The organism is Pseudomonas sp. NFACC42-2 (assembly GCF_900116055.1).
GTDB classification, from domain to species: domain Bacteria; phylum Pseudomonadota; class Gammaproteobacteria; order Pseudomonadales; family Pseudomonadaceae; genus Aquipseudomonas; species Aquipseudomonas marginalis.
The window spans coordinates 281,290-307,435 of the sequence record NZ_FOZO01000004.1 but is presented as its reverse complement, the minus strand read 5'-3'; the positions used below and the strand labels follow the sequence as shown (position 1 = coordinate 307,435).

The window sequence follows — 26,146 nt, the reverse complement described above, 5'->3', positions numbered from 1 at the left end:
CAGGCAAAAATGGGCTAGTCATTTTTCAACCAGACCACTACGGTAGGGCTTTTCCAGACTGCACTCGCAGATGGGCCTTCGATCTGCAAAGGAAACCGAACATGCGCCTCGCTGCCCTACCGCTATTGCTAGCCCCTCTATTTATCGCGCCGCTGGCCTCTGCCGCCAGCAACTTGAGCGTCTGCACCGAGGCCAGCCCCGAAGGGTTCGATGTGGTGCAATACAACTCGCTGACCACCACCAACGCCTCGGCCGATGTGCTGATGAACCGCCTGGTGGACTACGACGCGGCCAGCGGCAAACTGGTACCAAGCCTGGCGGACAGCTGGGACGTCTCGCCGGATGGCCTGACCTATACCTTCAAGCTGCACCCGGACGTGAAATTCCATCGCACCGAGTATTTCACCCCAAGCCGCACCCTGACCGCCGAAGACGTGCGCTTCAGCTTCGAACGCATGCTCGACCCGGCCAACCCGTGGCACAAGATCGCCCAGAGCGGCTTCCCCCACGCCCAGTCCCTGCAATTGCCAACGCTGGTCAAGAAGATCGATGCCCTCGACCCACTGACCGTACGCTTTACCCTCGATCACGCCGACTCCACCTTCCTCGCGGCCCTGAGCATGGGCTTTGCCTCGATCTACCCGGCGGAATACGCCGACAAACTGCTCAAGGCCGGCACGCCGGAGAAGCTCAACAGCCAGCCGATCGGCACCGGGCCGTTCATCTTCAGCCGTTTCCAGAAAGATGCCGTAGTGCGCTACAAGGCCAACCCGGACTATTTCGCCGGCAAACCGGCTGTGGATAACTTGATCTTCGCCATTACCCCGGACGCCAACGTGCGCCTGCAGAAACTGCACCGCAACGAATGCCAGATCGCCCTGTCGCCCAAGCCCCTGGATGTGGGCGAGGCCGAAAAGGACCCCGCACTCAAGGTAGAAAAAACCGCAGCGTTCATGACCGCGTTCGTGGCCATCAACAGCCAGCACCCGCCCCTGGACAAGCCCGAGGTGCGCCAGGCCATCAACCTGGCCTTCGACAAGGGCAGCTACCTCAAGGCGGTGTTTGAAGGCACCGCCGAAGCCGCAAACGGCCCTTACCCACCCAATACCTGGAGCTACGCCAAGGACTTGCCGGGGTATCCACAGGATCTCGCCAAGGCCAAGGCCTTGCTGGACCGTGCCGGCCTCAAGGACGGCTTCAAGACCACCCTCTGGACGCGCCCCACCGGCAGCCTGCTGAACCCTAACCCGAACCTCGGCGCGCAACTGCTGCAGGCGGACCTGGCCAAGGTGGGCATCCAGGCCGAGATCCGCGTGATCGAATGGGGCGAGCTGATTCGCCGCGCCAAAGCGGGTGAACACGACCTGCTGTTCATGGGCTGGGCCGGTGACAACGGCGACCCGGATAACTTCCTGACCCCGCAGTTTTCCTGTGCAGCGGTTAAATCCGGCACCAACTTCGCCCGCTATTGCGATCCGGCGCTGGACAAGCTGATCAGCGCCGGCAAGACCACCAGCGAACAAGGTGTGCGCAGCAAGCTGTATCAGCAGGCCCAGGCGCAGATCCAGCAACAGGCGCTGTGGTTGCCGCTGGCGCACCCGACGGCGTTCGCCCTGGCGCGCAAGAGCGTCGAGGGCTACCAGGTGAGCCCGTTCGGGCGCCAGGACTTCTCGAAGGTCAGCGTCAAGCCCTGAGAACCAGGCCCGCCCCCAGGGGGCGGGCTTACATCCAGCCATATTCCGCCATCGACAACGGATCACCGTCTCCCACGATGATGTGATCCAGTACCCGCACATCCACCACTTCCAGGGCCTTTTGCAGCAGCTTGGTCAATTTTCGATCAGCCGCGCTGGGCTCCGCGATCCCGGAGGGATGGTTGTGACACAAAATCAACGCCGCCGCGTTATAGGCCAGGGCGCGCTTGACCACTTGCCGCGGGTAGACCACGGCAGCGTCGATGGTCCCCTCGGACAACACTTCGAACCCCAGCACCCGATGCTTTGAATCGAGAAACAGGCAGCCGAAAACTTCATGGGGCTCATGGCGCAACAACGACTTGAGGTAATTGCGCACGGCCACCGGGCTTTCCAGCACCGAATCACTGCGCAGGCGCTCGGCCAGATGGCGTCGGGACATTTCCAGCACCGCCTGCAACTGCGCAAACTTCGCCGGCCCCAAGCCCAATTGCTGGCTGAACACCGCCTGGCTGGCTTCCAGCAGCGGGCGCAAACCGCCAAATTGCGCTAGCAGATGGCGCGCCAGGTCCACCGCGCTCCTGCCGGTTACCCCGGTGCGCAGGAAGATCGCCAGCAATTCAGCATCGGACAGACTCGCAGCACCCCACTCCAAAAGCTTCTCTCGCGGCCGCTCTGCCGCCGGCCAATCACGAATACTCATCCCACCTCCCTGTGCATGTGCGCCGCTGTTGCGGGGCGGACGCTGTGTTATCGTAGCCCTCTTTTTTGCGTGCGATTTCACCTGGGGAGGGGGCATCGCAGGCGTCACTGAACTGGCTTCACTGAACTGGAAAGGCAAACCAATGCAGCGTCTGTATCGGAAACGCATCGTTCTCGGCGTCGGCGGCGGCATTGCCGCCTACAAGAGCGCAGAGCTGGTCCGCAGGCTTCTCGACCAGGGCGCCGAAGTGCGCGTGGTCATGACCCGCGGCGGCAGTGAGTTCATCACCCCGCTGACCATGCAGGCCTTGTCCGGACACCCGGTTCACCTGGACCTGCTGGACCCGGCAGCCGAAGCCGCCATGGGGCATATCGAACTGGCCAAGTGGGCCGACCTGGTACTGATCGCTCCTGCCACCGCCGACCTGATCGCGCGCCTGGCGCAAGGCATCGCCGATGACCTGCTGACCACCTTGGTACTGGCCACCGACGCCACCGTCGCCATCGCCCCGGCCATGAACCAGGCCATGTGGCGCGACCCGGCGACCCAGGCCAACACCCAACTCCTGCAAAGCCGTGGCCTCAAGGTGTTCGGCCCGGCCTCCGGCAGCCAGGCCTGCGGCGATGTCGGCATGGGCCGCATGCTCGAGGCCACCGACCTGGCATTGTGCGCCGCCGAGTGCTTCCAGCACCTGGCCCTGACCGGCCGGCACGTGCTGATTACGGCCGGCCCGACCCAGGAAAACATCGACCCGGTGCGCTACATCACCAACCATAGCTCAGGAAAAATGGGCTTTGCCTTGGCGGAAGCCGCGGTCGAGGCAGGCGCACGCGTTACCCTGATCACCGGTCCGGTGCACTTGCCGACCCCCGATCGCGTCACGCGCATCGACGTAGTCAGCGCCCGGGACATGCTGGCCGCCTGTGAGGCCGCCATTCCCTGTGACCTGTTTATCGCTTCGGCAGCGGTTGCAGACTACCGCCCTGAAGTCGTCGCCCCGCAAAAGCTCAAGAAAGACCCTACGAGCGGCGACGGCCTGCTCCTGCAAATGGTGCGCAACCCGGACATCCTGGCCACCATTGCCACGCGTCCGGACCGCCCGTTCAGTGTCGGCTTTGCCGCCGAGACCGAGCACCTGCTCGACTACGCCGCACGCAAACTGAAAGACAAAAACCTCGATCTGATCGTTGCCAATGATGTCGCCAACCCGAGCATCGGCTTCAACAGCGAGGAAAACGCCTGCAGCGTGATCGACCGCGAGCTGCACGCCACTCTTTTCGCCCAGACCAGCAAAGGCAAGATTGCCCGCCAACTGATCTCTTTTATCGCCCAACGGCTGAACCAGGTTTAATTTCCATGCACGCTTTGCAAGCCAAGATCCTCGACCCCCGCATCGGCACCGAATTCCCGCTGCCGGCTTACGCCACCCCAGGCTCCGCCGGCCTGGACCTGCGTGCCATGCTCAAGCAAGACACCGTCCTTGAACCGGGCCAGACCGTTCTGATTCCCACCGGCCTGTCGATCTACGTCGGCGACCCGGGCCTGGCCGCGCTGATCCTGCCGCGCTCCGGCCTGGGCCACAAACACGGCATCGTGCTGGGTAACCTGGTAGGCCTGATCGACTCGGACTACCAAGGCGAGTTGATGGTGTCGTGCTGGAATCGTGGCCAGACGGCGTTCAACATCGCTGTCGGCGAGCGCATTGCCCAGCTTGTACTGGTGCCGGTGGTGCAGGCGCGCTTCGAACTGGTGCAGGATTTCGACGAAACCCAACGCGGCACAGGCGGTTTTGGGCATTCCGGCAGTCACTGACTACGCTGAACCTGGCCGGGCGCTTTTGCCCGGTTCGATGCCCCCGCAAGGCTTTTCAGGATGAAGAATGCGCGGACTTTATCAGCGAGATTTCCCATTTGAAATCAATGCATTACGCAGAAATAAAGACAGGGGCCAAGCTCCGATGGCACTTTTGCACCACGAACTCTCTGCCGAAAACACCGTCATACCCTTCAGTTTGAGCCTGCCGGTCAGCCACATTAAGGCCAGCCTTGCCCCCTTGAGATGGAGTTTCCCCCCGCGATGAGTACCGCAGCCCGAGTAGCCCCGACATTCCCCGACAGCATCTTTCGCGCCTATGACATTCGTGGCGTAGTCCCCAAGACCCTGACCGCCGAAACCGCCTACTGGATTGGCCGCGCCATTGGTTCCCAGAGCCTGGCCCAGGACGAGCCGAACGTTTCGGTCGGTCGTGACGGTCGCCTGTCCGGTCCGGAACTGGTGGAACAACTGATCCAGGGCCTGGCCGACAGCGGCTGCCATGTCAGCGATGTGGGCCTGGTGCCCACTCCCGCGCTGTACTACGCCGCCAATGTACTGGCCGGCAAATCCGGGGTAATGCTGACCGGCAGCCATAACCCGTCAGACTACAACGGCTTCAAGATCGTCATCGCCGGCGACACCCTGGCCAACGAACAGATCCAGGCCCTGCACACCCGCCTGAAGACCAACGACCTGACCAGCGGCAAAGGCAGCATCACCAAAGTTGACATCCTGCAGCGCTACTCTGATGAAATAACCGGCGACGTCAAACTCGCACGCCGCCTCAAAGTGGTGGTGGACTGCGGCAACGGCGCGGCCGGCGTGATCGCCCCGCAGCTGCTCGAAGCCCTGAACTGCGAAGTGATCCCGCTGTTCTGCGAAGTCGACGGCAACTTCCCCAACCACCACCCGGACCCAGGCAAGCCGGAAAACCTGGTGGACCTGATCGCCAAGGTCAAGGAAACCGGTGCTGACGTCGGACTGGCCTTTGACGGCGACGGCGACCGCGTAGGCGTGGTGACCGAAACCGGCGAGATCGTATTCCCGGACCGCCTGCTGATGCTGTTCGCCCGCGATGTGGTGGCGCGCAACCCGGGTGCCGAGATCATTTTCGACGTGAAGTGCACCCGCCGCCTCACCCCGCTGATCAAGGAATATGGTGGCCGTCCGCTAATGTGGAAGACCGGTCACTCGTTGATCAAAAAGAAAATGAAGGAAACCGGCGCGCTGTTGGCCGGCGAAATGAGCGGCCACGTGTTCTTCAAGGAGCGCTGGTTCGGGTTTGACGACGGCATTTACAGCGCCGCCCGTCTGCTGGAGATCCTCAGCAAGGAAAAATCCACCGCCGAAGAGCTGTTTCAGACCTTCCCGAATGATATTTCTACGCCAGAGATCAATATCCATGTGACCGAGGAGAGCAAATTCAGCATCATTGACGCACTGCACGATGCGCAATGGGGCGAAGGCGCCAACCTGACCACCATTGATGGTGTGCGAGTCGATTACGCCAAGGGCTGGGGCCTGGTTCGCGCGTCCAACACCACACCGGTGCTGGTGCTGCGTTTCGAGGCGGATACCGAGGCTGAGTTGCAGCGCATCAAGGACGTGTTCCACGCCCAGTTGAAACGTGTTGCCCCTGATCTCCAATTACCGTTCTGATTTTTACCGGAGCCCTGAATGACCCTCGAACGCGAAGCCGCTGCCAACACCGCCAAGGTCCTGTCCGAAGCGTTGCCTTACATTCGACGCTACGTCGGCAAGACGCTGGTGATCAAGTACGGCGGCAATGCCATGGAAAGCGACGAGCTGAAAACCGGCTTTGCCCGCGACATCGTGTTGATGAAAGCCGTGGGGATCAACCCCGTGGTGGTCCACGGCGGCGGCCCGCAGATCGGCGACCTGCTCAAGCGCTTGTCGATCGAGAGTCACTTCATCGATGGCATGCGCGTCACTGACGCGCAGACCATGGACGTGGTGGAGATGGTCCTCGGCGGCCAGGTGAACAAAGACATCGTCAACCTGATCAACCGTCACGGCGGCAGCGCCATTGGCCTGACCGGCAAGGACGCCGAGCTGATCCGCGCGAAAAAACTGACCGTTACCCGTCAGACGCCGGAAATGACCCAGCCGGAAATCATCGACATCGGCCAGGTAGGCGAAGTGATCGGCATCAACACCGACCTGCTGAACCTGCTGGTCAAGGGAGACTTCATCCCGGTGATCGCGCCGATTGGCGTGGGTGCCAACGGTGAGTCCTACAACATCAACGCCGACCTGGTGGCGGGCAAAGTGGCCGAAGCATTGAAGGCTGAAAAGCTGATGCTGCTGACCAACATTGCCGGCCTGATGGACAAGGAAGGCAAGGTACTGACCGGCCTGACCACCCAGCAAGTGGACGAGCTGATTGCAGACGGCACCATCTACGGCGGCATGCTGCCGAAGATCCGTTGCGCACTGGAAGCGGTGCAAGGCGGCGTCGGCAGCTCGCTGATCCTGGATGGCCGGGTGCCGAATGCAATCTTGCTGGAAATCTTCACCGATACGGGTGTGGGCACGCTGATCAGTAACCGCAAGCGTCCTTAAAACGCTGAAAACAAAAAGCCCCGCTCAACCAGGTTGAGCGGGGCTTTTTTATGGTTCGGCGATTACTGAACGCCGAACTGCTCGCGATACGCCTTAACTGCCGGCAAGTGCTGCTTGAGCTGCGGGTCGTCTTCCAGGAACTGCAACACCTGGTTCAACGACACGATGCTGACCACTGGAATACCGAAATCACGCTCCACTTCCTGGATCGCCGACAACTCACCGTTGCCACGCTCCTGGCGGTTCAGCGCGATCAGCACACCGGCGGCCTTGGCGCCGTCCTGGGAAGCGATGATCTGCATCACTTCACGGATAGCCGTACCGGCCGTGATCACGTCATCGATGATCAATACATCGCCGGTAAGCGGCGCGCCCACCAGGCTGCCGCCTTCGCCATGGGCCTTGGCTTCCTTGCGGTTGAAGCACCATGGCAGGTCGCGCCCATGATGTTCCGCCAGGGCCACGGCCGTTGCAGCCGCCAGGGGGATGCCCTTGTAGGCCGGGCCAAACAGCACGTCGAAGGAAATACCGCTTTCAACGATGGCTGCCGCGTAGAAACGCCCCAGCTGAGCCAGGGCCGAACCCGAGTTGAACAGGCCGGCATTGAAGAAATACGGGCTGGTGCGCCCGGACTTGAGGGTGAACTCACCGAAGCGCAAAACCCCGCGATCGATGGCAAAACGAATGAAATCGCGTTGATACGCCTGCATGAAAAAAGCCTCAGATACCACGGATTTAGCTAATTAGGTAGACGGCGTGTATCATACACGCACGCGATTTTTGGGGCCATTTATGCGGATCATCAGTGTGAACGTTAATGGTATTCAGGCTGCAGTCGAGCGTGGTTTGCTCAGTTGGCTGCAAGCTCAGAATGCCGACGTCATCTGCCTGCAGGACACCCGCGCCTCCGCCTTTGAACTGGACGACCCAGCCTTCCAACTGGATGGCTACTTCCTTTATGCCTGCGATGCCGAAGTGCCCACCCAAGGTGGCGTGGCTTTGTACTCGCGGTTGCAACCCAAGGCGGTCATCAGCGGCCTCGGCTTCGAGACAGCCGACCGCTACGGGCGCTACCTGCAAGCCGATTTCGACAAGGTCAGCATCGCGACCTTGCTGCTTCCTTCGGGGCAGAACGGCGATGAAGACTTGAACCAGAAGTTCAAGCTAATGGACGATTTCGCCCGTTACCTGGATAAACAGCGACGCAAACGTCGCGAGTACATTTACTGTGGCTCGCTGTACGTGGCGCAACAGAAGCTGGATATCAAGAACTGGCGCGACAGCCAGCAATCCCCGGGCTTCCTGGCGCCGGAACGGGCCTGGATGGACGAGATTGTCGGCAACATGGGCTATGTGGATGCCCTGCGCGAAGTCAGCCGCGAAGGTGACCAGTACAGCTGGTGGCCAGACAATGAACAGGCTGAGATGCTCAACCTGGGCTGGCGCTTCGACTACCAGTTGCTGACCCCGGGTCTGCGCCGGTTCGTGCGCAGTGCACGCCTGCCGCGCCAGCCGCGCTTCTCGCAGCACGCGCCGCTGATCGTGGACTACGACTGGACACTGACCATCTAGGGTCTTTATCCAGGCACAAAAAAACCGACATCGCTGTCGGTTTTTTTGTGGGTGTCGATTATTTGACCAGGCGCCAGGTCAAGGGGTAGCGATAGGCGATCCCTTTGTTGGCTTTGATTGCGCCGATGATCGTCAGCACCACGCTTGCGATGACCAAGGCCGTCATCAGGAAAAACCCAATGACCGCGAAGGCCAGCACGATGCAAATGATCCAGGCGATGGCTACGGTGATCTGGAAATTCAGCGCCTCCTTGCCCTGGTCGTCAATGAACGGATCCACTTCTTTTTTCATCTGCCACAGGATCAGCGGCCCCACGACGCTGCCGAAGGGGAATACAAACCCCAGGAACGCCGCAAGATGGCACAACATTGCCCCCTGACGCACCTCGTAGGAAGGCGTAGGCACCGGCATTTGGCTGTCATTCATGGCGCTTCTCCTTGAGGCTTACTCAGTCAGCCAGTGCGGCGTTCTGCAGTTCGAAGATCTCAGTCATGCCCTTCTGGGCCAGGGCCAGCATGGCGTTCAGCTCGGCCGGCTGGAATGGCGCACCTTCGGCGGTGCCCTGCACTTCGATGAAACCACCGGTGCTGGTCATCACTACGTTCAGATCGGTCTCGGCAGCCGAGTCTTCCAGGTAATCCAGGTCCAGCACCGGCTCGCCCTGGTACATGCCCACCGATACGGCGGCGATCATCTGCTTCAGTGGGTCGCCGCCTTTCAGGCCGCCGCGCTTCTTGATGACTTTAAGCGCATCGACCAGCGCCACCATGGCGCCGGTGATGGACGCGGTGCGCGTACCGCCATCGGCCTGGATCACGTCGCAGTCGACGTAGAGGGTCACGTCGCCCAGCTTGGTCATATCCAGGGCCGCGCGCAGGGAGCGCCCGATCAGGCGCTGGATTTCCAGGGTACGGCCGCCTTGCTTGCCACGGCTGGCTTCACGCTGGTTACGCTCGCCGGTAGCACGTGGCAGCATGCCATATTCGGCGGTCAACCAACCCTGGCCCTGGCCCTTGAGGAAGCGCGGCACGCCATTTTCAACGCTGACGGTGCAGATAACCTTGGTATCGCCAAACTCGACCAGTACGGATCCCTCGGCGTGTTTGGTGTAGTTGCGGGTGATGCGGATCGAGCGGAGCTGATCGGCAACGCGACCACTTGGACGTTTCATAGGGGATACCTGTACTGAGGACGAAAAACTGCCGAGCATTATAGAGCCGCGAGCCGATTCGGGGCACTGCTAAAAATCTGCTTACGAATGCTCAGCGTTTGGGCGCGCCCGCCCCACTGCGCTACAATCCCGCGCCTTCGCAGCCTGTCGGCTTCAATTTACCCATCAGCCCGCTTTCGCGGGACTGCATCGCGAGGTACCTCCATGGTGCACAGCATGACCGCCTTTGCCCGCGTCGAAAAAGCCGGCGCCCAAGGCACCCTGAGCTGGGAACTGCGCTCGGTCAACAGCCGCTACCTGGAGCCGCACCTGCGCCTGCCGGAATCCTTCCGCGACCTCGAAGGCGCCGTGCGTGAGGCACTGCGCCAGGGCATCTCCCGCGGCAAGCTGGAATGCACCCTGCGTTTTACCGAAGAAACCACCGGCAAGCCGCTGCAGGTAGACCGCGAGCGCGCTGCGCAACTGGTCGCCGCGGCCGAAACCGTCGCCGGCCTGATCAAGCAGCCCGCCGCACTGAACCCTCTGGAAGTGTTGGCCTGGCCCGGCGTGCTGGTGGCCGACGCCTCCGATCCGCAAGCCCTCAATGCCGAAGCCCTCGCCCTGTTCACTCAGGGATTGAAGGAACTCAAGGCTGGCCGCGAGCGCGAAGGCGCCGAACTGGCCCGACTGATCAACGAGCGCCTGACGTCGATCGAAGCAGACGTGGTCACCTTGCGCAAGCTGGTACCGCAGATGCTCGCCACCCAACGCCAGAAGGTCCTCGACCGCTTCACCGACATGAAGGCCGACCTCGACCCCGTGCGCCTGGAGCAGGAAATGGTGCTGCTCGCGCAGAAGAGCGATGTCGCCGAAGAACTGGATCGCCTGAGCACCCACATCCTCGAAGTGCGCCGCGTGCTCAAGTCCGGCGGCGCCGCCGGTCGGCGCCTGGACTTCCTGATGCAGGAACTCAACCGCGAAGCCAATACACTGGGCTCCAAGGCTTTCGATCCGCGCAGCACCACAGCGGCGGTCAACCTCAAGGTGTTGATCGAGCAGATGCGCGAACAAGTACAGAATATTGAGTAAGGCAACCTCCATGACCCATAGCACCGGCACCCTTTACATCATTTCCGCGCCTTCGGGCGCGGGCAAGAGCAGCCTGGTCAAGGCCCTGACCGACGCTGACGAGCAGATTCGCATCTCGGTCTCCCACACCACCCGCGCCATGCGCCCGGGCGAGGTGAACGGCGTGCACTATCACTTCGTCGAGCGCACCGAGTTCGTCAAGATGATCGAGCATGGCGACTTCCTCGAGCGCGCCGAGGTGTTCGGCAACCTCTACGGCACCTCGCAGAGCCACCTGCAGCAGACCCTGGACGAAGGCCACGACCTGATCCTGGAAATCGACTGGCAGGGCGCCGAGCAAGTGCGCAAGCTGATGCCTCAGGCGCGCTCGATCTTTATCCTGCCACCGTCGCTCGAAGCCTTGCATCAGCGCCTGACCAACCGTGGCCAGGACAGCGACGAAATCATCGAAGGCCGCATGCGTGAAGCCGTCAGCGAAATGAGCCACTACGTCGACTACGACTACCTGATCATCAACGACGATTTTTCCCACGCACTGGATGACCTGAAGGCGATTTTCCGCACCAATCAGCTCCAGCAAAAGCGTCAACAGCAGCGTTTCGGCAAATTACTCGCCGAACTGCTCGGCTGATTGGCTCTTCCCAAAACCGCTGCAAGGGCTTTACATTGGCGCTTGCAGCGGTTTTGCGAGGACCTGCGAAAAATCAGCGCTTCCCTAAACGCTGGTGATTTTTTAAACTGCTCAGTCCGCTCGCCCAACCGGGCAGCGCGCATCTTGCATTCGCTCCGAGGAATACCATGGCCCGCGTAACCGTTGAAGACTGCCTAGAACACGTGGATAACCGCTTTGAGCTGGTCATGCTCTCTACCAAGCGTGCCCGTCAACTGGCCACTGGCGGCAAGGAGCCCCTGGTCCAGTGGGAAAACGACAAGCCTACCGTTGTAGCCCTGCGTGAAATCGCTGAAGGCCTGATGAGCTACGAGTTCATCGCCAACGCTGAAATCGTTGAAGACGAACCGCTGTTTGCAGCGTTCGAGGACGAGTCCAACGAGGCCGTCTAAGCCTATGCCTGGTCGACGTAGCACGGCGCGGGGTCACAGCCTTCGGCAGGAGTTCACACTTTGCCGAGCATAGACGCCCTCGCCGATCGCTTATCGACCTACCTCGGCCCCGACCAGGTCAACCTGGTCCGCCGAGCGTATTTCTACGCCGAACAGGCCCACGACGGCCAACGCCGCCGAAGCGGTGAGGCGTATGTCACCCATCCCCTTGCGGTGGCAAATATCCTGGCCGACATGCACATGGACCATCAGAGCCTGATGGCCGCGATGCTGCATGACGTGATCGAAGACACCGGCATTGCCAAGGAAGCGCTCAGTGCGCAATTTGGCGAAACCGTGGCCGAACTGGTCGACGGGGTCAGCAAACTGACCCAGATGAACTTCGAGACCAAGGCCGAAGCCCAGGCGGAAAACTTCCAGAAGATGGCCATGGCCATGGCCCGGGACATCCGGGTGATCCTGGTCAAGCTGGCCGACCGGCTGCACAACATGCGTACGCTGGAAGTGCTGTCCGGCGAAAAACGCCGGCGCATCGCCAAGGAAACCCTGGAAATCTACGCGCCCATTGCCAACCGGCTGGGCATGCACGCCATTCGTATCGAATTCGAAGACCTCGGCTTCAAGGCCATGCACCCCATGCGCTCGGCGCGCATCTACCAGGCCGTCAAGCGCGCCCGGGGCAATCGCAAGGAAATCGTCAACAAGATCGAAGAATCCCTTAGCCATTGCCTGGCGATCGACGAGATCGAGGGCGAGGTCAGCGGCCGGCAGAAACACATCTACGGCATCTACAAGAAGATGCGCGGCAAGCGCCGGGCCTTCAACGAGATCATGGACGTGTACGCGTTCCGCATCATCGTGGACAAGGTCGATACCTGCTACCGCGTGCTGGGCGCTGTACATAATCTGTACAAACCCCTGCCGGGGCGCTTCAAGGACTACATTGCCATTCCCAAGGCCAACGGCTATCAATCGCTGCATACCACGCTGTTCGGTATGCACGGGGTGCCGATCGAGATCCAGATCCGCACCCGGGAAATGGAAGAGATGGCCAACAACGGCATCGCCGCCCATTGGCTGTACAAATCCAGCGGCGACGAACAGCCCAAAGGCACCCATGCCCGCGCCCGCCAATGGGTCAAGGGCGTGCTGGAAATGCAGCAACGTGCCGGCAACTCCCTGGAATTTATCGAAAGCGTGAAGATCGACCTGTTCCCGGACGAGGTCTACGTGTTCACGCCCAAAGGCCGGATCATGGAGCTGCCCAAAGGCTCCACTGCGGTCGACTTTGCCTACGCGGTACACACCGACGTCGGCAACAGCTGCATTGCCTGCCGGATCAACCGGCGCCTGGCCCCACTGTCGGAACCGCTGCAAAGCGGCTCCACTGTGGAGATCGTCAGCGCACCGGGCGCGCGCCCGAACCCGGCGTGGCTGAACTTCGTGGTCACCGGCAAGGCGCGCACACACATCCGCCACGCGCTGAAACTGCAGCGCCGCTCCGAGTCCATCAGCCTGGGCGAGCGCCTGCTGAACAAAGTGCTCAACGGCTTCGACAGCGCCTTGGACAAGATTGCGCAGGAGCGCGTGCAAGCGATGCTCCACGAGTATCGCCAGGAAACCATCGAAGACCTGCTGGAAGATATCGGTCTGGGCAACCGCATGGCCTATGTGGTCGCCCGCCGCCTGCTGGGTGAAGGCGAACAACTGCCAAGCCCGGAAGGCCCGCTGGCGATTCGCGGCACCGAGGGCCTGGTGCTCAGCTATGCCAAATGCTGCACGCCGATCCCTGGCGACCCGATTGTCGGGCACCTGTCGGCCGGCAAGGGCATGGTCGTTCACCTCGACAACTGCCGCAACATCACCGAGATCCGCCACAACCCGGAAAAATGCATCCAGCTCTCGTGGGCCAAGGATGTCACCGGCGAATTCAACGTCGAGCTGCGCGTGGAGCTGGAACACCAGCGCGGCCTGATCGCCCTGCTGGCCAGCAGTGTCAACGCGGCCGACGGCAATATCGAGAAAATCAGCATGGACGAGCGCGATGGTCGCATCAGCGTGGTCCAGCTGGTGGTCAGCGTGCATGACCGCGTGCACCTGGCCCGCGTGATCAAGAAATTGCGCGCCTTGACCGGTGTGATCCGCATCACCCGCATGCGTGCGTAGCCCATCCATTACAAGGAGTCATTCATGACCAAGACCGTAATCACCAGCGATAAAGCCCCAGCCGCCATCGGCACTTACTCCCAGGCCATCAAGGCGGGCAACACCGTCTACATGTCCGGCCAGATCCCGCTGGACCCAAAGACCATGGAACTGGTGGAAGGCTTCGAAGCCCAGACCGTACAGGTCTTCGAAAACCTCAAGTCCGTGGCCGAAGCTGCCGGCGGCTCGTTCAAGGATATCGTCAAGCTGAACATCTTCCTCACCGACCTGAGCCACTTCGCCAAGGTCAACGAGATCATGGGCAAGTACTTCGAACAACCTTACCCAGCCCGCGCCGCCATTGGTGTGGCCGCCCTGCCAAAGGGCGCGCAGGTTGAGATGGACGCAATTCTGGTCATCGAGTAAAACACCCGGCGCAGCCTCCGCAGGCTGCGCCGACTTCGTTTTAAAAGGATTTCATGATGCGCAAAGCGCTTGTAGCCTCTTCGTTGCTCGCCCTGTTGCTCGGCGGCTGCGCCAGCAACCCTGCCAACCAGGATGTGAGCGGCACCTGGATCAACCAGGTCGCCATCGATGTGGCAGCCAAGGGCGGCCCTTTGCGTGAAGCGCTGCAAAGCTATGGCCCGAACCTCGAATGGGAGGTCAATCCCAAGGCTTCGCAGGCACGTTACTACAACGGTTTTGAAGTCGCCGAAGGCAAGTTGCTCGGCGAACAGTCCGGCGCCTGGAGCGTCGACTTCTACGGCAGCTCCGCCACTGAACTCAAGCGCAAAGGCAGGCAACTGCTGCAAGTGGCCAACGACAACGAGCCCGAGCAGCTCTTTGCCCGCGCCAAGGAACCTGCACCGGAAGGTGCGCCGCTGGGCGCCAACTTCGAACGCGCCCTGTATGCAGCCTATATGGGCGGCGACTGGAAGATCACCGACGGCTTCGGCAGCGGCGCCACTGTCCAGTTCCAGCCTGACGGCAAGGTCGCCGGTTTGCCCAATGTTGATCGGTACTCTCTGTGCCTGGCCGGTGACTGTGCCTCCATGAGCGGCGGCTACGACAGCATGTGGCTGCAGCTCAACGGCGTGGGCAACCCGTGGATCTTCGTGCGCAAGGGCAAGCAGTTGGAGATCTTCCAGGCGGTCAACACCGCTCAAACGGATGAAGTGCCTCAGTTCACTCCCGGGCCGCGCCAATGGCTGCTTGAAAAGCAATAGCAGTCATCACCCAGATCCAAATGTGGGAGAGAGGCTTACCCCCTCCCACATCTTTAACCGCATTTCAGCCTTTAAGAATGGCTGCGTACCCTTCGCGGTAGCTCGCATACGTGGGCGTCCACCCCAGCGCCTTTATCCGGGCATTGCTGCATTGCTTGCTGCCCGCACGCCGCACACTCGCGTCCTCGGACCACTCCGTGACGCCCAGGTAGTCACGCAGCCAGGCCACCACCTCGGCCAAGGGCGCCGGTGCATCGTCAACGCCGATGTAGACCTTATCCAGCGAACCGCCCTGCTCCACGTGGCGTAGCAAAAATGCCAGCAAGCCCGCCGCATCATCGGCGTGTATACGGTTGCCATATAAAGGCGGATCAAGCGCTACACGGTACCCCTGGCGCACTTGGGTCAGCAGCCATTCGCGACCAGGACCGTAAATGCCGGTCAACCGCACGACGCTCGCAGGAATGCCACTGTTAAGTGCCACCTGCTCGGCCTCCAGCATGACTTGCCCGGAATAACCCTTGGCCTGGGTTTCGGAGGTTTCGTCGACCCACTCGCCATTCTGCTGCCCGTATACACTGCTGCTGGACACAAACAGCAGGTGCTTGGGCTCCTGGCCATAATCCTTCAGCCACTCCAGCACATGCTGCAACCCTTGCACGTAAGCGGCGCGATAACCGGCCTCATCGTGGTCGGTCGCGGCGGCGCAGTACACCAGGTAATCCACCCCGCCGATCGGCCAGGTGTCAGGGCAATCCTTGTTGAACAGGTCGCCGGCAATGCCGATCACCCCGTCGGGCAGGCGTGAAATATCGCGCCGCAGGCCATGAACCTCCCATTCCGAGGCCAGCAATTGGCTAGCCAGCCGACTACCCACATCGCCACATCCGGCAATCACAACAGAAGGCACAGACATCATAAAACTCCGTTCTTAAAGGTCTAGATTAGCCCTCGCAGCAGACCGGCGGCCAGAAAAAGGGCAAATAAAGTTACTGTATTACTTCTGTTAACAAGAATTACTTGCAATAATAACCGCCCATTTGTCCTCGACCCCTTTGGGTCTGGAAGGACGATCAGTCATTTCTTCTCTCAGGTCCGGCCAGCATGACACGTAATACAACCCCCGCTTCGCCAACCAAGCTTCACAGCCCATCCCGCGCCTGGCGTGCGATTGCTGCGATGCTGTTCAGCGTACTGCTGGCGCCGACCGCCGCATTCGCTGATGCCACCGCCCCGGCTACCCCGGCCGCCGCCGAGCACAATGCTGCGGCTCCAACCGCGCCCGCCGCTGCCCCGGCGGCCACCGATCCGGCCCAGGCTGCAGTCCCAGCCGCCGCCGACGAAACCGGTGTCGTGCTGGAAGAAGACAACACCCTGGGCATGGCCCACGACCTGTCGCCATGGGGCATGTACCAGAATGCTGACGTGGTGGTGAAAGCCGTGATGATCGGCCTAGCCATCGCGTCGATCATTACCTGGACCATCTGGATCGCCAAAGGCTTCGAGCTGCTGGGCGCCAAGCGTCGTCTGCGCACTGAAATCGTCCACCTGAAGAAGGCCACCACCCTCAAGGAAGCCAGCGAAAGCGCGACCAAAAAGGGCACCCTGGCCAACACCCTGGTGCACGACGCACTGGAAGAAATGCGCCTGTCGGCCAACACCCGTGAAAAAGAAGGCATCAAGGAGCGCGTGGCGTTCCGCCTGGAACGCCTGGTTGCAGCCTGCGGCCGTAACATGAGCAGCGGCACGGGTGTGTTGGCTACCATCGGTTCCACCGCGCCGTTCGTCGGCCTGTTCGGTACCGTCTGGGGCATCATGAACAGCTTCATCGGCATCGCCAAAACCCAGACCACCAACCTCGCCGTCGTCGCCCCCGGCATCGCCGAAGCCCTGCTGGCAACCGCCCTGGGCCTGGTCGCCGCGATTCCTGCGGTAGTGATCTACAACGTCTTCGCCCGTTCGATTGCCGGCTACAAGGCCCAGGTATCGGACGCGTCGGCAGAAGTCCTGCTGCTGGTCAGCCGCGACCTCGATCACCTGCCTACCGAGCGCAGCTCGCAACCGCACATGGTGAAAGTGGGGTAATCGGCCATGGGCCTGCATTTGAATCAAGGCGACGACGAACTCGTCGAGAACCACGAAATCAACGTCACGCCGTTTATCGACGTGATGCTCGTGCTGCTGATCATCTTCATGGTGGCCGCTCCATTGGCCACCGTGGACATCAAGGTTGACCTGCCCGCCTCCAGCGCCAAGCCGGCGCCGCGGCCGGAGAAGCCGATCTTCCTCAGCGTCAAGGCGGACCAACGCCTGTTCCTGGGCGAAGAAGAAGTCAAGGCCGAAACCCTGGGGCCAGTGCTCGATGCCAAGACCCAAGGCAAGAAGGACACGACGATCTTCTTCCAGGCCGACAAGGGCGTGGACTACGGCGACCTGATGAGCGTGATGGATGCCCTGCGGGCAGCCGGCTACCTCAAGGTAGGCCTGGTCGGACTTGAGACGGCAGCCAAGAAATGATCACGACGCGCCACAAACTGACGCGTTATGGCACCAGCCTCGCCGTCGTGCTGGGCGTGCATGCCGTCGCGATTGCCATCGCGCTCCACTGGTCAGCGCCGCGCACGGTGCAGTTGCCGCCGGCAGCCATGGTCATCGACCTGGCCCCGATGCCTGCACCGCCGCCGCCGGCGCCGCCGAAAGTGGTAACGCCGCCGCAACCGCCTGCACCGGTGGAAGAGCTGCCCCTGCCGAAACTGGCCGAGGCTCCCAAGCCAACGATCCAGGTGCCCAAGCCGGTCAAGCCAAAACCTAAACCGCAGCCGCCCAAGCCGGTGGAGAAAAAGATCGAGCCGCCCAAGGAGAAACCCTCCGAGGACCCGCCGAGTGACGCTCCGCCCACCAAGGCACCGGCTGAAAAATCGGCCCAGCCCGTACCTGGCCCGTCGCCGCAACAGATCGCCGCCAAAGCGTCCTGGGAAGGCACCCTGCTGGCACACTTGCAGAAGTACAAGAAGTACCCGCCAGGTGCCCAGGCCCGTGGCAAGGAAGGCTTGAACCGCCTGAAGTTCGTGGTGGATGGCGACGGTAACGTGCTGTCCTACGAGTTGGTGGGGCGTTCCGGCAACGCCGACCTGGACCGCGCCACCCTGGACATGATCCGTCGTGCCCAGCCGCTGCCCAAGCCGCCGGCCGACATGCTCAAGGGCGGCAGCATCGAGATCGTTGCACCGTTCGTGTACAACATCGAGAAACGTCGTCGCTGAAAATGATGGTGGCGAGGGACACCCCTCGCCACTCTCAGCAAAATCCCGCGCATTCCCCCCTCAATCCCCAGCAAAGTTCTGATAACGTGCGTCTATCGATTGCAGCCGGTATGCTTGGCCCGCAACCTCATGGACGCCCGCTATGACTCTTACAGAATTACGCTACATCGTTACCCTCGCCCAAGAGCAGCACTTTGGCCACGCGGCCGAGCGCTGCCACGTCAGCCAGCCGACGCTGTCGGTGGGCGTGAAGAAGCTTGAAGACGAACTCGGTGTGCTGATTTTCGAGCGCAGCAAAAGCGCCGTGCGCCTCACCCCGGTGGGCGAAGGCATCGTGGCCCAGGCCCAGAAGGTGCTGGAACAGGCGCAAAGCATTCGCGAACTGGCCCAGGCCGGCAAGAACCAGCTGACCGCACCGCTGAAAGTCGGCGCCATCTATACCGTCGGCCCGTACCTGTTCCCGCACCTGATCCCGCAACTGCACCGCGTCGCGCCGCAGATGCCGCTGTATATCGAAGAAAACTTCACCCACGTTCTGCGCGACAAACTGCGCAACGGCGAGCTGGACGCGATCATCATCGCCCTGCCGTTCAACGAAGCGGATGTGTTGACCCTGCCGCTCTACGACGAGCCGTTCTACGTGCTGATGCCCGCCTCCCATCCGTGGACGCAAAAAGACACCATCGACGCCGGCCTGCTCAACGACAAGAGCCTGCTGCTGCTCGGCGAAGGCCACTGCTTCCGCGACCAGGTGCTGGAAGCCTGCCCGACCCTGACCAAAGGCAACGACGGCGCCAAGCACACCACCGTGGAGTCCAGCTCCCTGGAAACCATCCGGCATATGGTCGCTTCCGGCCTGGGTATCTCGATCCTGCCGCTGTCGGCAGTCGACAGCCATCACTACGCCCCCGGCGTGATCGAAGTGCGTCCACTCACGCCGCCGGTGCCGTTCCGTACCGTGGCGATTGCCTGGCGCGCCAGCTTCCCACGGCCCAAAGCCATTGAGATCCTCGCCGACTCGATCCGCCTGTGTTCGGTGGCCAAGCCGCCTGCTGCGAGCTAAGTAAACGTATGACTGAGCTGTCGCAGGTGTCGGTGACGGCACTCAAGGGTGTCGGTGAGGCCATGGCCGAGAAGCTGGCCAAGGTCGGCCTGGAAAACCTCCAGGACGTGTTGTTTCACCTGCCCCTGCGCTATCAGGATCGCACCCGCGTCGTGCCCATCGGTCATTTGCGCCCCGGGCAGGACGCAGTGGTCGAAGGCACCGTCAGCGGCGCCGACGTGGTGATGGGCAAGCGCCGCAGTCTGGTGGTGCGCCTGCAGGACGGCACCGGCGGCCTGAGCCTGCGTTTCTACCATTTCAGTAACGCACAGAAGGAAGGCCTCAAGCGCGGCACCCGCGTGCGCTGCTACGGCGAAGCGCGCCCCGGCGCCTCGGGCCTGGAGATCTACCACCCGGAATACCGTGCCATTACCGGTGACGAACCGCCGCCGGTGGACACCACCCTCACGCCGATCTACCCGCTCACCGAAGGCCTGACCCAACAGCGCCTGCGCCAATTGTGCATGCAGACCCTGGGCATGCTCGGTCCGCAGAGCCTGCCCGACTGGCTGCCCCTGGAACTGGCCCGCGACTACCAACTGGCGCCACTGGCCGATGCGATCCGCTACCTGCATCACCCCCCTGCGGACGCCGATGTCGACGAACTGGCCCTCGGTCATCACTGGGCCCAGCACCGCCTGGCGTTCGAAGAACTGCTGACTCACCAACTGTCCCAGCAACGCCTGCGCGAAAGCATGCGCTCCCTGCGTGCGCCGGCCATGCCCAAGGCCACGCGCCTGCCTGCGCAATACCTGGCCAACCTCGGCTTTGCGCCGACCGGCGCCCAGCAGCGCGTGGGCAATGAAATCGCCTACGACCTCAGCCAGCACGAGCCGATGCTGCGCCTGATCCAGGGCGACGTGGGCGCGGGCAAGACCGTGGTCGCCGCCCTCGCCGCCCTGCAAGCCCTGGAAGCCGGTTACCAGGTGGCGCTGATGGCACCCACCGAGATCCTCGCCGAGCAGCACTTCATCACGTTCAAGCGCTGGCTCGAGCCCCTGGGCCTGGAAGTCGCATGGCTGGCCGGCAAGCTCAAGGGCAAGACGCGCGCGGCCGCGCTGGAACAGATCGCCGCCGGTGCACCGATGGTGGTGGGCACCCATGCGCTGTTCCAGGACGAAGTGCAGTTCAAGAACCTGGCCCTGGTGATCATCGACGAACAGCACCGCTTCGGCGTGCAACAGCGCCTGGCCCTGCGCCAGAAGGGCGTGGGCGGGCGCATGAACCCGCACCAGTTGATCATGACCGCCACCCCGATCCCGCGCACCCTGGCCATGAGCGCCTACGCCGACCTCGACACTTCGATCCTCGACGAACTGCCCCCCGGCCGCACACCGGTCAACACTGTGCTGGTCACCGACACCCGGCGCGTCGAAGTGATCGAACGTGTGCGCGGCGCCTGTGCCGAAGGCCGCCAGGCGTACTGGGTGTGCACACTGATCGAAGAGTCCGAGGAGCTGACCTGCCAGGCCGCCGAGACCACCTATGAAGACCTCACCAGCGCCCTGGGGGAACTCAAGGTCGGGCTGATCCATGGGCGCATGAAGCCCGCGGAAAAGGCCGGGGTGATGGCTGAATTCAAGGCCGGTAACCTGCAGCTGCTGGTCGCTACCACCGTGATTGAAGTGGGCGTGGACGTGCCCAACGCCAGCCTGATGATCATCGAAAACCCCGAGCGCCTGGGCCTGGCGCAATTGCACCAATTGCGCGGCCGCGTGGGCCGAGGCAGCGCCGCCAGCCACTGCGTGCTGCTCTACCACCCGCCGTTGTCGCAGATCGGCCGTCAGCGCCTGGGCATCATGCGCGAGACCAACGACGGTTTTGTCATCGCCGAAAAAGACCTTGAACTGCGCGGCCCCGGCGAAATGCTCGGTACCCGCCAGACCGGCCTGCTGCAGTTCAAGGTCGCCGACCTGATGCGCGACGCCGACCTGCTGCCTGCCGTACGCGATGCGGCGCAGGCGTTGCTGGAACGCTGGCCGGATCACGTCAGCCCGCTGCTGGATCGCTGGCTGCGCCATGGGCAGCAATACGGCCAAGTGTGACGCCTGACGCACTTATCCGACCTACAGGTGTATCAAGCTGGTTATACTTCGGTGACTGTAAGAAATTGGATCAGGCCATGTCAGAAGTTGCCCACGCCACAGCCCCACTGACCGCCCCACCGGTCATTCGGGCTTTGCTCGCAAAACTCGCCATCAGCTACACGGAAGTCACCGAACATCCGGGCCTGAATCCTGCGCAAAAAGTCCAGGCCGTCTTGCTGGAAGACGCGGTGGGCGCCCTGATGGTGCTGTTCCCGCAGAACCAGCTGCTGGACCTCAACCGCCTCACCGAACTCACGGGTCGCCGCCTTACGGCCGTGTCACCGGATCGCGTCGCGCGCATGCTGGGCAAGCACGACCTGAGCCTGCTGCCGGGCCTGCCGGCACTCACCAGTTCGCCGTGCCTGTACGAAGGCAGCCTGCTCGACGAGCCGAGCCTGCTGGTGCATTCAGGCGAAGCCGGGCTGCTGCTGGAAATCGCCAGCGACGCCTTCAAGACCATGCTCACCAAGGCCAGCGCCGCCCAGTTCGGGGAGCCACTGAGCAACATCCGCCCGAACCTCGACCGCCCGAATGATGACCGTGAGGAAATCACCCAGGCGATGCAGGCGTTTACCGCCCGCCGCATCCAGCAACGCCTGGAAGCGACCATCGAGATTCCACCGCTGGCCGACACCGCACAGAAGATCATCAAGCTGCGCGTCGACCCCAATGCCACCATCGACGACATCACCGGCGTGGTCGAAACCGACCCGGCCCTGGCCGCCCAAGTGGTGAGCTGGGCTGCGTCACCGTACTACGCATCGCCGGGCAAGATCCGCTCGGTGGAAGACGCCATCGTGCGCGTGCTGGGTTTTGACCTGGTGATCAACCTGGCATTGGGCCTGGCCCTGGGCAAGACCTTGAGCCTGCCCAAGGACCACCCGCACCAGGCCACGCCGTACTGGCACCAGTCCATCTACACCGCCGCCGTGATCGAAGGCCTGACCCGCGCCATGCCTCGCGCCCAGCGCCCGGAAGCCGGCCTGACCTACCTCGCCGGCCTGCTGCACAACTTCGGTTACCTGTTGCTGGCCCATGTGTTCCCGCCGCACTTCTCGCTGATCTGCCGCCACCTGGAGGTCAACCCGCACCTGTGCCACAGCTATGTGGAGCAACACTTGCTGGGCATCAGCCGCGAGCAGATCGGCGCCTGGCTGATGCGCTACTGGGACATGCCGGACGAGCTGTCCACTGCCCTGCGTTTCCAGCACGACCCGACCTACGATGGGCAATACGCCGAATACCCGAACCTGGTGTGCCTGGCCGTGCGCCTGCTGCGCAGCCGGGGGATTGGGTCCGGGCCGGACGAAACCATCCCGGACGAACTGCTCGAGCGTCTGGGCTTGAGCCGCGACAAGGCTGATGAAGTCGTGGGCAAGGTGCTGGATGCCGAGGTGCTGTTGCGCGAATTGGCCTCGCAGTTCAGCCAGGGCTGAATCTGGCGCCTGTCAGATAGCTATCCAACTCGGTCGACCTGAAAGCCCTACTTCTTTTTCTTCGGCTTCAAATACTTGGTCAACCCCTGGAACCAGATCACCAGCGCCGGGTTGCCCTTGATCTGGATCGACTTGTCCTGAATCCCCGTCATGAACGCCAGTTGCTTGTTCTTCGCCTGCATCGTGGCGAAGCCATAGGCCGCATCCTTGAACGCAATGGCAAACGCCGGCGCCGGGTGGACACCCGAGCGGCTGGTGATGCGCTGGTCTTTGACGATGAAGTGACGGGCAACCTTGCCGTCGAGGGTCTGCAACTGGAACGCGAGGTCTTTGTCACCCAGCTGTTGCTGGAAGGCAGGATTGGTGCGGCTGGCTTTGCCCATCATCAGGCCCAGCACCCACAGGAGAAGACGAAATTTCATGCACACGGCCTCGGTGTAATTATTGAGTGGCCGCAGCAGTTTAACCAATTGCAAAAAGAACGCCACCGATCTTGCGCATTAGCGGAAGATCGGCTGGCGTTTGACGCTTATAGCAGCATGTTACTTAAACGTTAGGGCAAGGCACCGGCGCCCAGTCAACCAGGTTCGGATCGCGGCAAGTGCCTTCGATCTGCGCTTTACCGGCGCTGGCGACCTTCTTGCTTTCATCCTGCTTGGTCTGGGCGGTCTGGAAGGTTTTCTCGGTGCTTACCGCTTCTGTTGGTACGGTTGGAAGCGGTGGCTTTTTCGGTGGCTTGGTACCGGTACCTTTCTTCTTGCCCGGCGTTACAACGGGCGTTACATCGGCCTTGGCCACGGTGACCACGTCAGCACGCTGTACGCCGACCTGCTGCAGGTCTTTCTCGTAGGCCTGGGTGTAGTTGTTCAGGTCTTCGGCGGCTTTGCCGTTGACCGCCACGATCAGGTCATTGGATTCCTTCAGGCCCGAGACGATTTCCGCCAGGCGCTTGCGGCCTTCGGTGTCGTTGACGGTCTTGGCTTTGCGATCAGCCACCAACTTGGTGAATGCGCTCTGGTAGCACTGCTGGGACGCCCTGGCGTACGCGGTGCTGCGGTCGATATCGGAGGCGCTTTTGTTCACGTCAGCCGCATACGAGGCAATGCGCTGGTTGTCATCGGCGATCTGCTTCTGACGCTCGGTGTAGTAACCCGCTGCGCCGCCGGCCAGGGCCCCGCCCGCTGCACCGATGGCGGCGTTACGGCCACGTTTTTCCTTGTCGCCGGTCAGGGCGCCGAGCAGGGCACCGCCGGCCGCGCCGATGGCCGCACCGGTCACCACCGACTTGGTCATGTTCGAATCGGTGGCGCGCAAGTGCTGCACCGGCTCGTAGCAGTTGGGGTAGTACTCGACCTTGGTGCTCGACGCGACCTTGGAGGCCGGCGACGTGGCGCAGCCGGTCAGCACAGTGCTGAAACCGGCCGCGATCAGCAGCAAGTGACGCTTGGAAACCGCCTTACGGGAAAAAAGCATAGGTTGTGTTCTCTTCTAAGTTTGACTTGCCCAGCACGGCCACTGCCGCCTGAGTCCCTTCCAAGCTCGCCATACAGCCAGCGATCAGCGCTGACCGCTCGCTGCGAGCAATTCCTTCAAGATCGTCGCCGGGTCGGCCCGCTGTTGCTTACGGTAGTTGCCGACATGGCGAACGAACAGTGTTGCGCGCGTCACCAGGCTCTTGCCGAGCACAGGCTTGCGATCCAACTCTTCCTTGATCCGTTGAAACTGCGCCTGGATCACCGCATCGGTGTAACGCGTGCCGGTGGCCAGGTTGTCGATATAGATCGCCACCGCGCCATCGAGGGCGCTGCGTCCGTTCTCGATGGCCGTGGCAAACAGTGCCGCGCTGGCCTCTTCCTTGTTGTCCAGGGCCTGCTGGCGACTCTTCTGCAGGTTGGCCAGGCGGATGTTGTAGTTGCTGATGGTCTCGGCCACCAGCGCGGCCGACTGAATCAGGTTGCCCGCCGCTTCTTCGCGTTGCTGGGCGATCAGCGAGACATTGCGCTTGAGCTCTTCATTGACCAGCCCGAGTTCGGCCTGCAGCTTGGGGTCGACGCTGGCGGCGATGATGCTGTCCAGGCGCTTGGTCGGGTCCTGGGCGTCGTCGATGGCGTCGGTCAGCGAGGCCAGGCGGCCTTCTTTCTGCCACTGCGCAAACAACTCCTTGTAACGCGAGCGCGGCGCCGACAACGCGCCGATTGCCACGCGAAAACCCGTGGTCTCGTTGCTCTGCTCGGTGCCGTCGGCGGCGAACAGCGGGTATTCGCGGCGCATGCCGGTAAACAACGTACCCTCGCCTTCGAGATAATTGCCGCCCTTGACCACAAAACCGCCGTAGGTGCCCTGGCGACGACCGGCGTGCACCAGCTGGAAGGATTCCTGGACCATTTCCGCGGCGTTGCCGATCACGTCGAACATGCCGATGGGGTTGGGCAGCTTGGTACCGATAGGCATCAAGCGTGCGGCCTGGCCAGTACCGCCGGCGACCTGATTGAACACCGCGTAATCACCCAGCGGGCCATCGCTTTCACTGCCTTCGGTGCGGCGCGGAAACAGGCGCCCTTCCAAGTCCTGGCGGCTCACCGCCTGGCCACCGCGTGCGGCGAACTCCCACTCCACCTCAGTGGGCAGGCGCACGAAACCCAGGCCGCCGTCTTCCGCCGACGACCCACGACCGCTCACCGGCAGCAAATCGCGGTGGTATTTCATCAGCCAGGCGCTGTACACCGCCGAAAAGCGCTCGGCCTCAAAGCGCGACAGCTTCACCTTGGGCAAACGCCCGGCCATGCCGGTGGGCGCATCGCACGCCGGTGCCGGTTCGCCACTGGCCAGGGATTGCGCCTGGGCCATCACCTGGGCGTACTGGCGGGCGGTCACTTCGTACTTGCCGATGAAGTACAGCATGGGCTTGAGCGGGGTCTTGGCGTCGGTCTTCGGCATCAACGGCGCGATGACTTTGCTCCAGTCTTTCGGCAAGTCCTTGAGGGTGAACTGGCCGTTGATAAAGTCGCGGCGGTAGCCGGAGATAAATGACTGCTGGTAACCCGCCTCGCCTTCGGCGAAGGGGTAGCCGAGACTGATCTCGCGGTCATCCAAGGTCCCTTGGGCCAGCACGTAGGCGTAGCGGAACACCATAGTGCCTTCGCACGGCAGCGGCAGGCTGACGTCGTCGGGCAACGGCTTGGGGTTGTCGAGCTTGTCGCTCGCTTCATCGGCCATGG

At 62.2% G+C, this 26,146-nt stretch carries 25 protein-coding genes and 1 pseudogene; 18 read left to right on the top strand and 8 right to left on the bottom strand.

Annotated elements, in window-relative coordinates; all coding sequences use genetic code 11:
- The first annotated feature begins 101 nt into the window (after positions 1-101).
- Entirely contained in the window at positions 102-1,694 is a 1,593-nt protein-coding gene (locus BM416_RS12180; protein WP_065937993.1) for an ABC transporter substrate-binding protein, read from the top strand.
- A gap of 28 nt (positions 1,695-1,722) precedes the next feature.
- On the opposite strand, the gene radC is transcribed toward BM416_RS12180, so the two are convergent.
- A complete protein-coding gene (radC, locus tag BM416_RS12175; protein ID WP_092488210.1) occupies positions 1,723-2,397 on the bottom strand; it encodes a RadC family protein in 675 nt (224 codons plus the stop codon).
- A 142-nt stretch (positions 2,398-2,539) separates the two neighbouring features.
- Here radC and coaBC point away from each other — a divergent pair, with 142 nt between their 5' ends.
- The 4 genes and pseudogenes from coaBC (at position 2,540) to argB (ending at position 6,795) form a co-directional block, all read left to right on the top strand.
- On the top strand, positions 2,540-3,748 hold the full coding sequence (gene coaBC / locus BM416_RS12170; RefSeq protein WP_027608291.1) for a bifunctional phosphopantothenoylcysteine decarboxylase/phosphopantothenate--cysteine ligase CoaBC: 1,209 nt from the start codon (positions 2,540-2,542) through the stop codon (positions 3,746-3,748).
- 5 nt (positions 3,749-3,753) lie between these two features.
- Positions 3,754-4,209 (top strand): dUTP diphosphatase, encoded by a 456-nt coding sequence (gene dut, locus BM416_RS12165; RefSeq protein WP_092488209.1) that lies wholly within the window; start codon positions 3,754-3,756, stop codon positions 4,207-4,209.
- Positions 4,210-4,464: 255 nt separating this feature from the next.
- Positions 4,465-5,871, top strand: a pseudogene (locus tag BM416_RS12155) (phosphomannomutase/phosphoglucomutase); the annotation flags it as partial.
- An 18-nt stretch (positions 5,872-5,889) separates the two neighbouring features.
- On the top strand, positions 5,890-6,795 hold the full coding sequence (gene argB, locus BM416_RS12150) for an acetylglutamate kinase (protein WP_015886532.1): 906 nt from the start codon (positions 5,890-5,892) through the stop codon (positions 6,793-6,795).
- 62 nt (positions 6,796-6,857) lie between these two features.
- Here argB and pyrE read toward each other — a convergent pair whose 3' ends face one another.
- Positions 6,858-7,505, bottom strand: a complete 648-nt coding sequence (pyrE, locus tag BM416_RS12145) for an orotate phosphoribosyltransferase (RefSeq protein ID WP_027608288.1) — start codon at positions 7,503-7,505, stop codon at positions 6,858-6,860.
- An 82-nt stretch (positions 7,506-7,587) separates the two neighbouring features.
- Between pyrE and BM416_RS12140 the strand changes: the two genes are divergently transcribed.
- On the top strand, positions 7,588-8,367 hold the full coding sequence (locus tag BM416_RS12140; RefSeq protein ID WP_003195493.1) for an exodeoxyribonuclease III: 780 nt from the start codon (positions 7,588-7,590) through the stop codon (positions 8,365-8,367).
- A 58-nt stretch (positions 8,368-8,425) separates the two neighbouring features.
- On the opposite strand, the gene BM416_RS12135 is transcribed toward BM416_RS12140, so the two are convergent.
- Both BM416_RS12135 and rph read right to left on the bottom strand, forming a co-directional pair.
- Entirely contained in the window at positions 8,426-8,794 is a 369-nt protein-coding gene (locus BM416_RS12135; RefSeq protein ID WP_027608287.1) for a DUF4870 domain-containing protein, read from the bottom strand.
- Between the two features lie 22 nt (positions 8,795-8,816).
- Complete coding sequence (rph, locus tag BM416_RS12130) at positions 8,817-9,539, bottom strand: ribonuclease PH (RefSeq protein WP_027608286.1); 723 nt, start codon at positions 9,537-9,539, stop codon at positions 8,817-8,819.
- A 204-nt stretch (positions 9,540-9,743) separates the two neighbouring features.
- Here rph and BM416_RS12125 point away from each other — a divergent pair, with 204 nt between their 5' ends.
- The 6 genes from BM416_RS12125 to BM416_RS12100 all read left to right on the top strand — a co-directional run bounded on the left by BM416_RS12125 (position 9,744) and on the right by BM416_RS12100 (position 15,040).
- Complete coding sequence (locus tag BM416_RS12125; protein WP_092488207.1) at positions 9,744-10,607, top strand: YicC/YloC family endoribonuclease; 864 nt, start codon at positions 9,744-9,746, stop codon at positions 10,605-10,607.
- 10 nt (positions 10,608-10,617) lie between these two features.
- The gene (gene gmk / locus BM416_RS12120) at positions 10,618-11,238 is read left to right on the top strand and encodes a guanylate kinase (protein WP_092355860.1); all 621 of its coding nucleotides are present in this window, start codon (positions 10,618-10,620) and stop codon (positions 11,236-11,238) included.
- Positions 11,239-11,405: 167 nt separating this feature from the next.
- The gene (rpoZ, locus tag BM416_RS12115; protein WP_003176920.1) at positions 11,406-11,669 is read left to right on the top strand and encodes a DNA-directed RNA polymerase subunit omega; all 264 of its coding nucleotides are present in this window, start codon (positions 11,406-11,408) and stop codon (positions 11,667-11,669) included.
- 60 nt (positions 11,670-11,729) lie between these two features.
- Positions 11,730-13,835: a bifunctional GTP diphosphokinase/guanosine-3',5'-bis pyrophosphate 3'-pyrophosphohydrolase gene (gene spoT / locus BM416_RS12110; protein WP_034116421.1), complete on the top strand. Its 2,106-nt coding sequence runs from the start codon at positions 11,730-11,732 to the stop codon at positions 13,833-13,835.
- 24 nt (positions 13,836-13,859) lie between these two features.
- Positions 13,860-14,240 carry a RidA family protein gene (locus BM416_RS12105; protein WP_003176922.1) on the top strand — a complete coding sequence of 127 codons (381 nt, stop codon included), beginning with the start codon at positions 13,860-13,862 and terminating at the stop codon, positions 14,238-14,240.
- 56 nt (positions 14,241-14,296) lie between these two features.
- Positions 14,297-15,040 carry a hypothetical protein gene (locus BM416_RS12100; RefSeq protein ID WP_092488206.1) on the top strand — a complete coding sequence of 248 codons (744 nt, stop codon included), beginning with the start codon at positions 14,297-14,299 and terminating at the stop codon, positions 15,038-15,040.
- 64 nt (positions 15,041-15,104) lie between these two features.
- Here the strand turns inward: BM416_RS12100 and BM416_RS12095 are convergent, their stop codons facing one another.
- Positions 15,105-15,956 carry an SDR family oxidoreductase gene (locus BM416_RS12095; RefSeq protein WP_065937987.1) on the bottom strand — a complete coding sequence of 284 codons (852 nt, stop codon included), beginning with the start codon at positions 15,954-15,956 and terminating at the stop codon, positions 15,105-15,107.
- A 188-nt stretch (positions 15,957-16,144) separates the two neighbouring features.
- On the opposite strand from BM416_RS12095, the gene exbB reads away from it, so the two are divergent.
- From exbB to BM416_RS12065, 6 genes are all read left to right on the top strand, one after another.
- Positions 16,145-17,125, top strand: coding sequence for a tonB-system energizer ExbB (exbB, locus tag BM416_RS12090; RefSeq protein ID WP_092488205.1), 981 nt, complete (start codon positions 16,145-16,147; stop codon positions 17,123-17,125).
- A gap of 6 nt (positions 17,126-17,131) precedes the next feature.
- A complete protein-coding gene (gene exbD, locus BM416_RS12085) occupies positions 17,132-17,557 on the top strand; it encodes a TonB system transport protein ExbD (protein ID WP_003195519.1) in 426 nt (141 codons plus the stop codon).
- Positions 17,554-18,303 (top strand): TonB family protein, encoded by a 750-nt coding sequence (locus BM416_RS12080; RefSeq protein WP_027608280.1) that lies wholly within the window; start codon positions 17,554-17,556, stop codon positions 18,301-18,303. The genes exbD and BM416_RS12080 overlap by 4 nt, the downstream gene beginning before the upstream one ends.
- 142 nt (positions 18,304-18,445) lie before the next feature.
- Positions 18,446-19,366 carry a hydrogen peroxide-inducible genes activator gene (locus tag BM416_RS12075; protein WP_015886540.1) on the top strand — a complete coding sequence of 307 codons (921 nt, stop codon included), beginning with the start codon at positions 18,446-18,448 and terminating at the stop codon, positions 19,364-19,366.
- 8 nt (positions 19,367-19,374) lie between these two features.
- A complete protein-coding gene (recG, locus tag BM416_RS12070) occupies positions 19,375-21,450 on the top strand; it encodes an ATP-dependent DNA helicase RecG (protein WP_092488204.1) in 2,076 nt (691 codons plus the stop codon).
- A gap of 77 nt (positions 21,451-21,527) precedes the next feature.
- Positions 21,528-22,928, top strand: coding sequence for an aminoacyl-tRNA deacylase and HDOD domain-containing protein (locus BM416_RS12065; RefSeq protein WP_092488203.1), 1,401 nt, complete (start codon positions 21,528-21,530; stop codon positions 22,926-22,928).
- 47 nt (positions 22,929-22,975) lie between these two features.
- On the opposite strand, the gene BM416_RS12060 is transcribed toward BM416_RS12065, so the two are convergent.
- The 3 genes from BM416_RS12060 to BM416_RS12050 all read right to left on the bottom strand — a co-directional run bounded on the left by BM416_RS12060 (position 22,976) and on the right by BM416_RS12050 (position 26,144).
- Positions 22,976-23,350 (bottom strand): hypothetical protein, encoded by a 375-nt coding sequence (locus tag BM416_RS12060; RefSeq protein WP_003195530.1) that lies wholly within the window; start codon positions 23,348-23,350, stop codon positions 22,976-22,978.
- A 124-nt stretch (positions 23,351-23,474) separates the two neighbouring features.
- Entirely contained in the window at positions 23,475-24,401 is a 927-nt protein-coding gene (gene tagQ / locus BM416_RS12055; RefSeq protein ID WP_027608277.1) for a type VI secretion system-associated lipoprotein TagQ, read from the bottom strand.
- Positions 24,402-24,485: 84 nt separating this feature from the next.
- Positions 24,486-26,144 carry a formylglycine-generating enzyme family protein gene (locus tag BM416_RS12050; protein WP_242001056.1) on the bottom strand — a complete coding sequence of 553 codons (1,659 nt, stop codon included), beginning with the start codon at positions 26,142-26,144 and terminating at the stop codon, positions 24,486-24,488.
- Between the last annotated feature and the right edge of the window lie 2 nt (positions 26,145-26,146).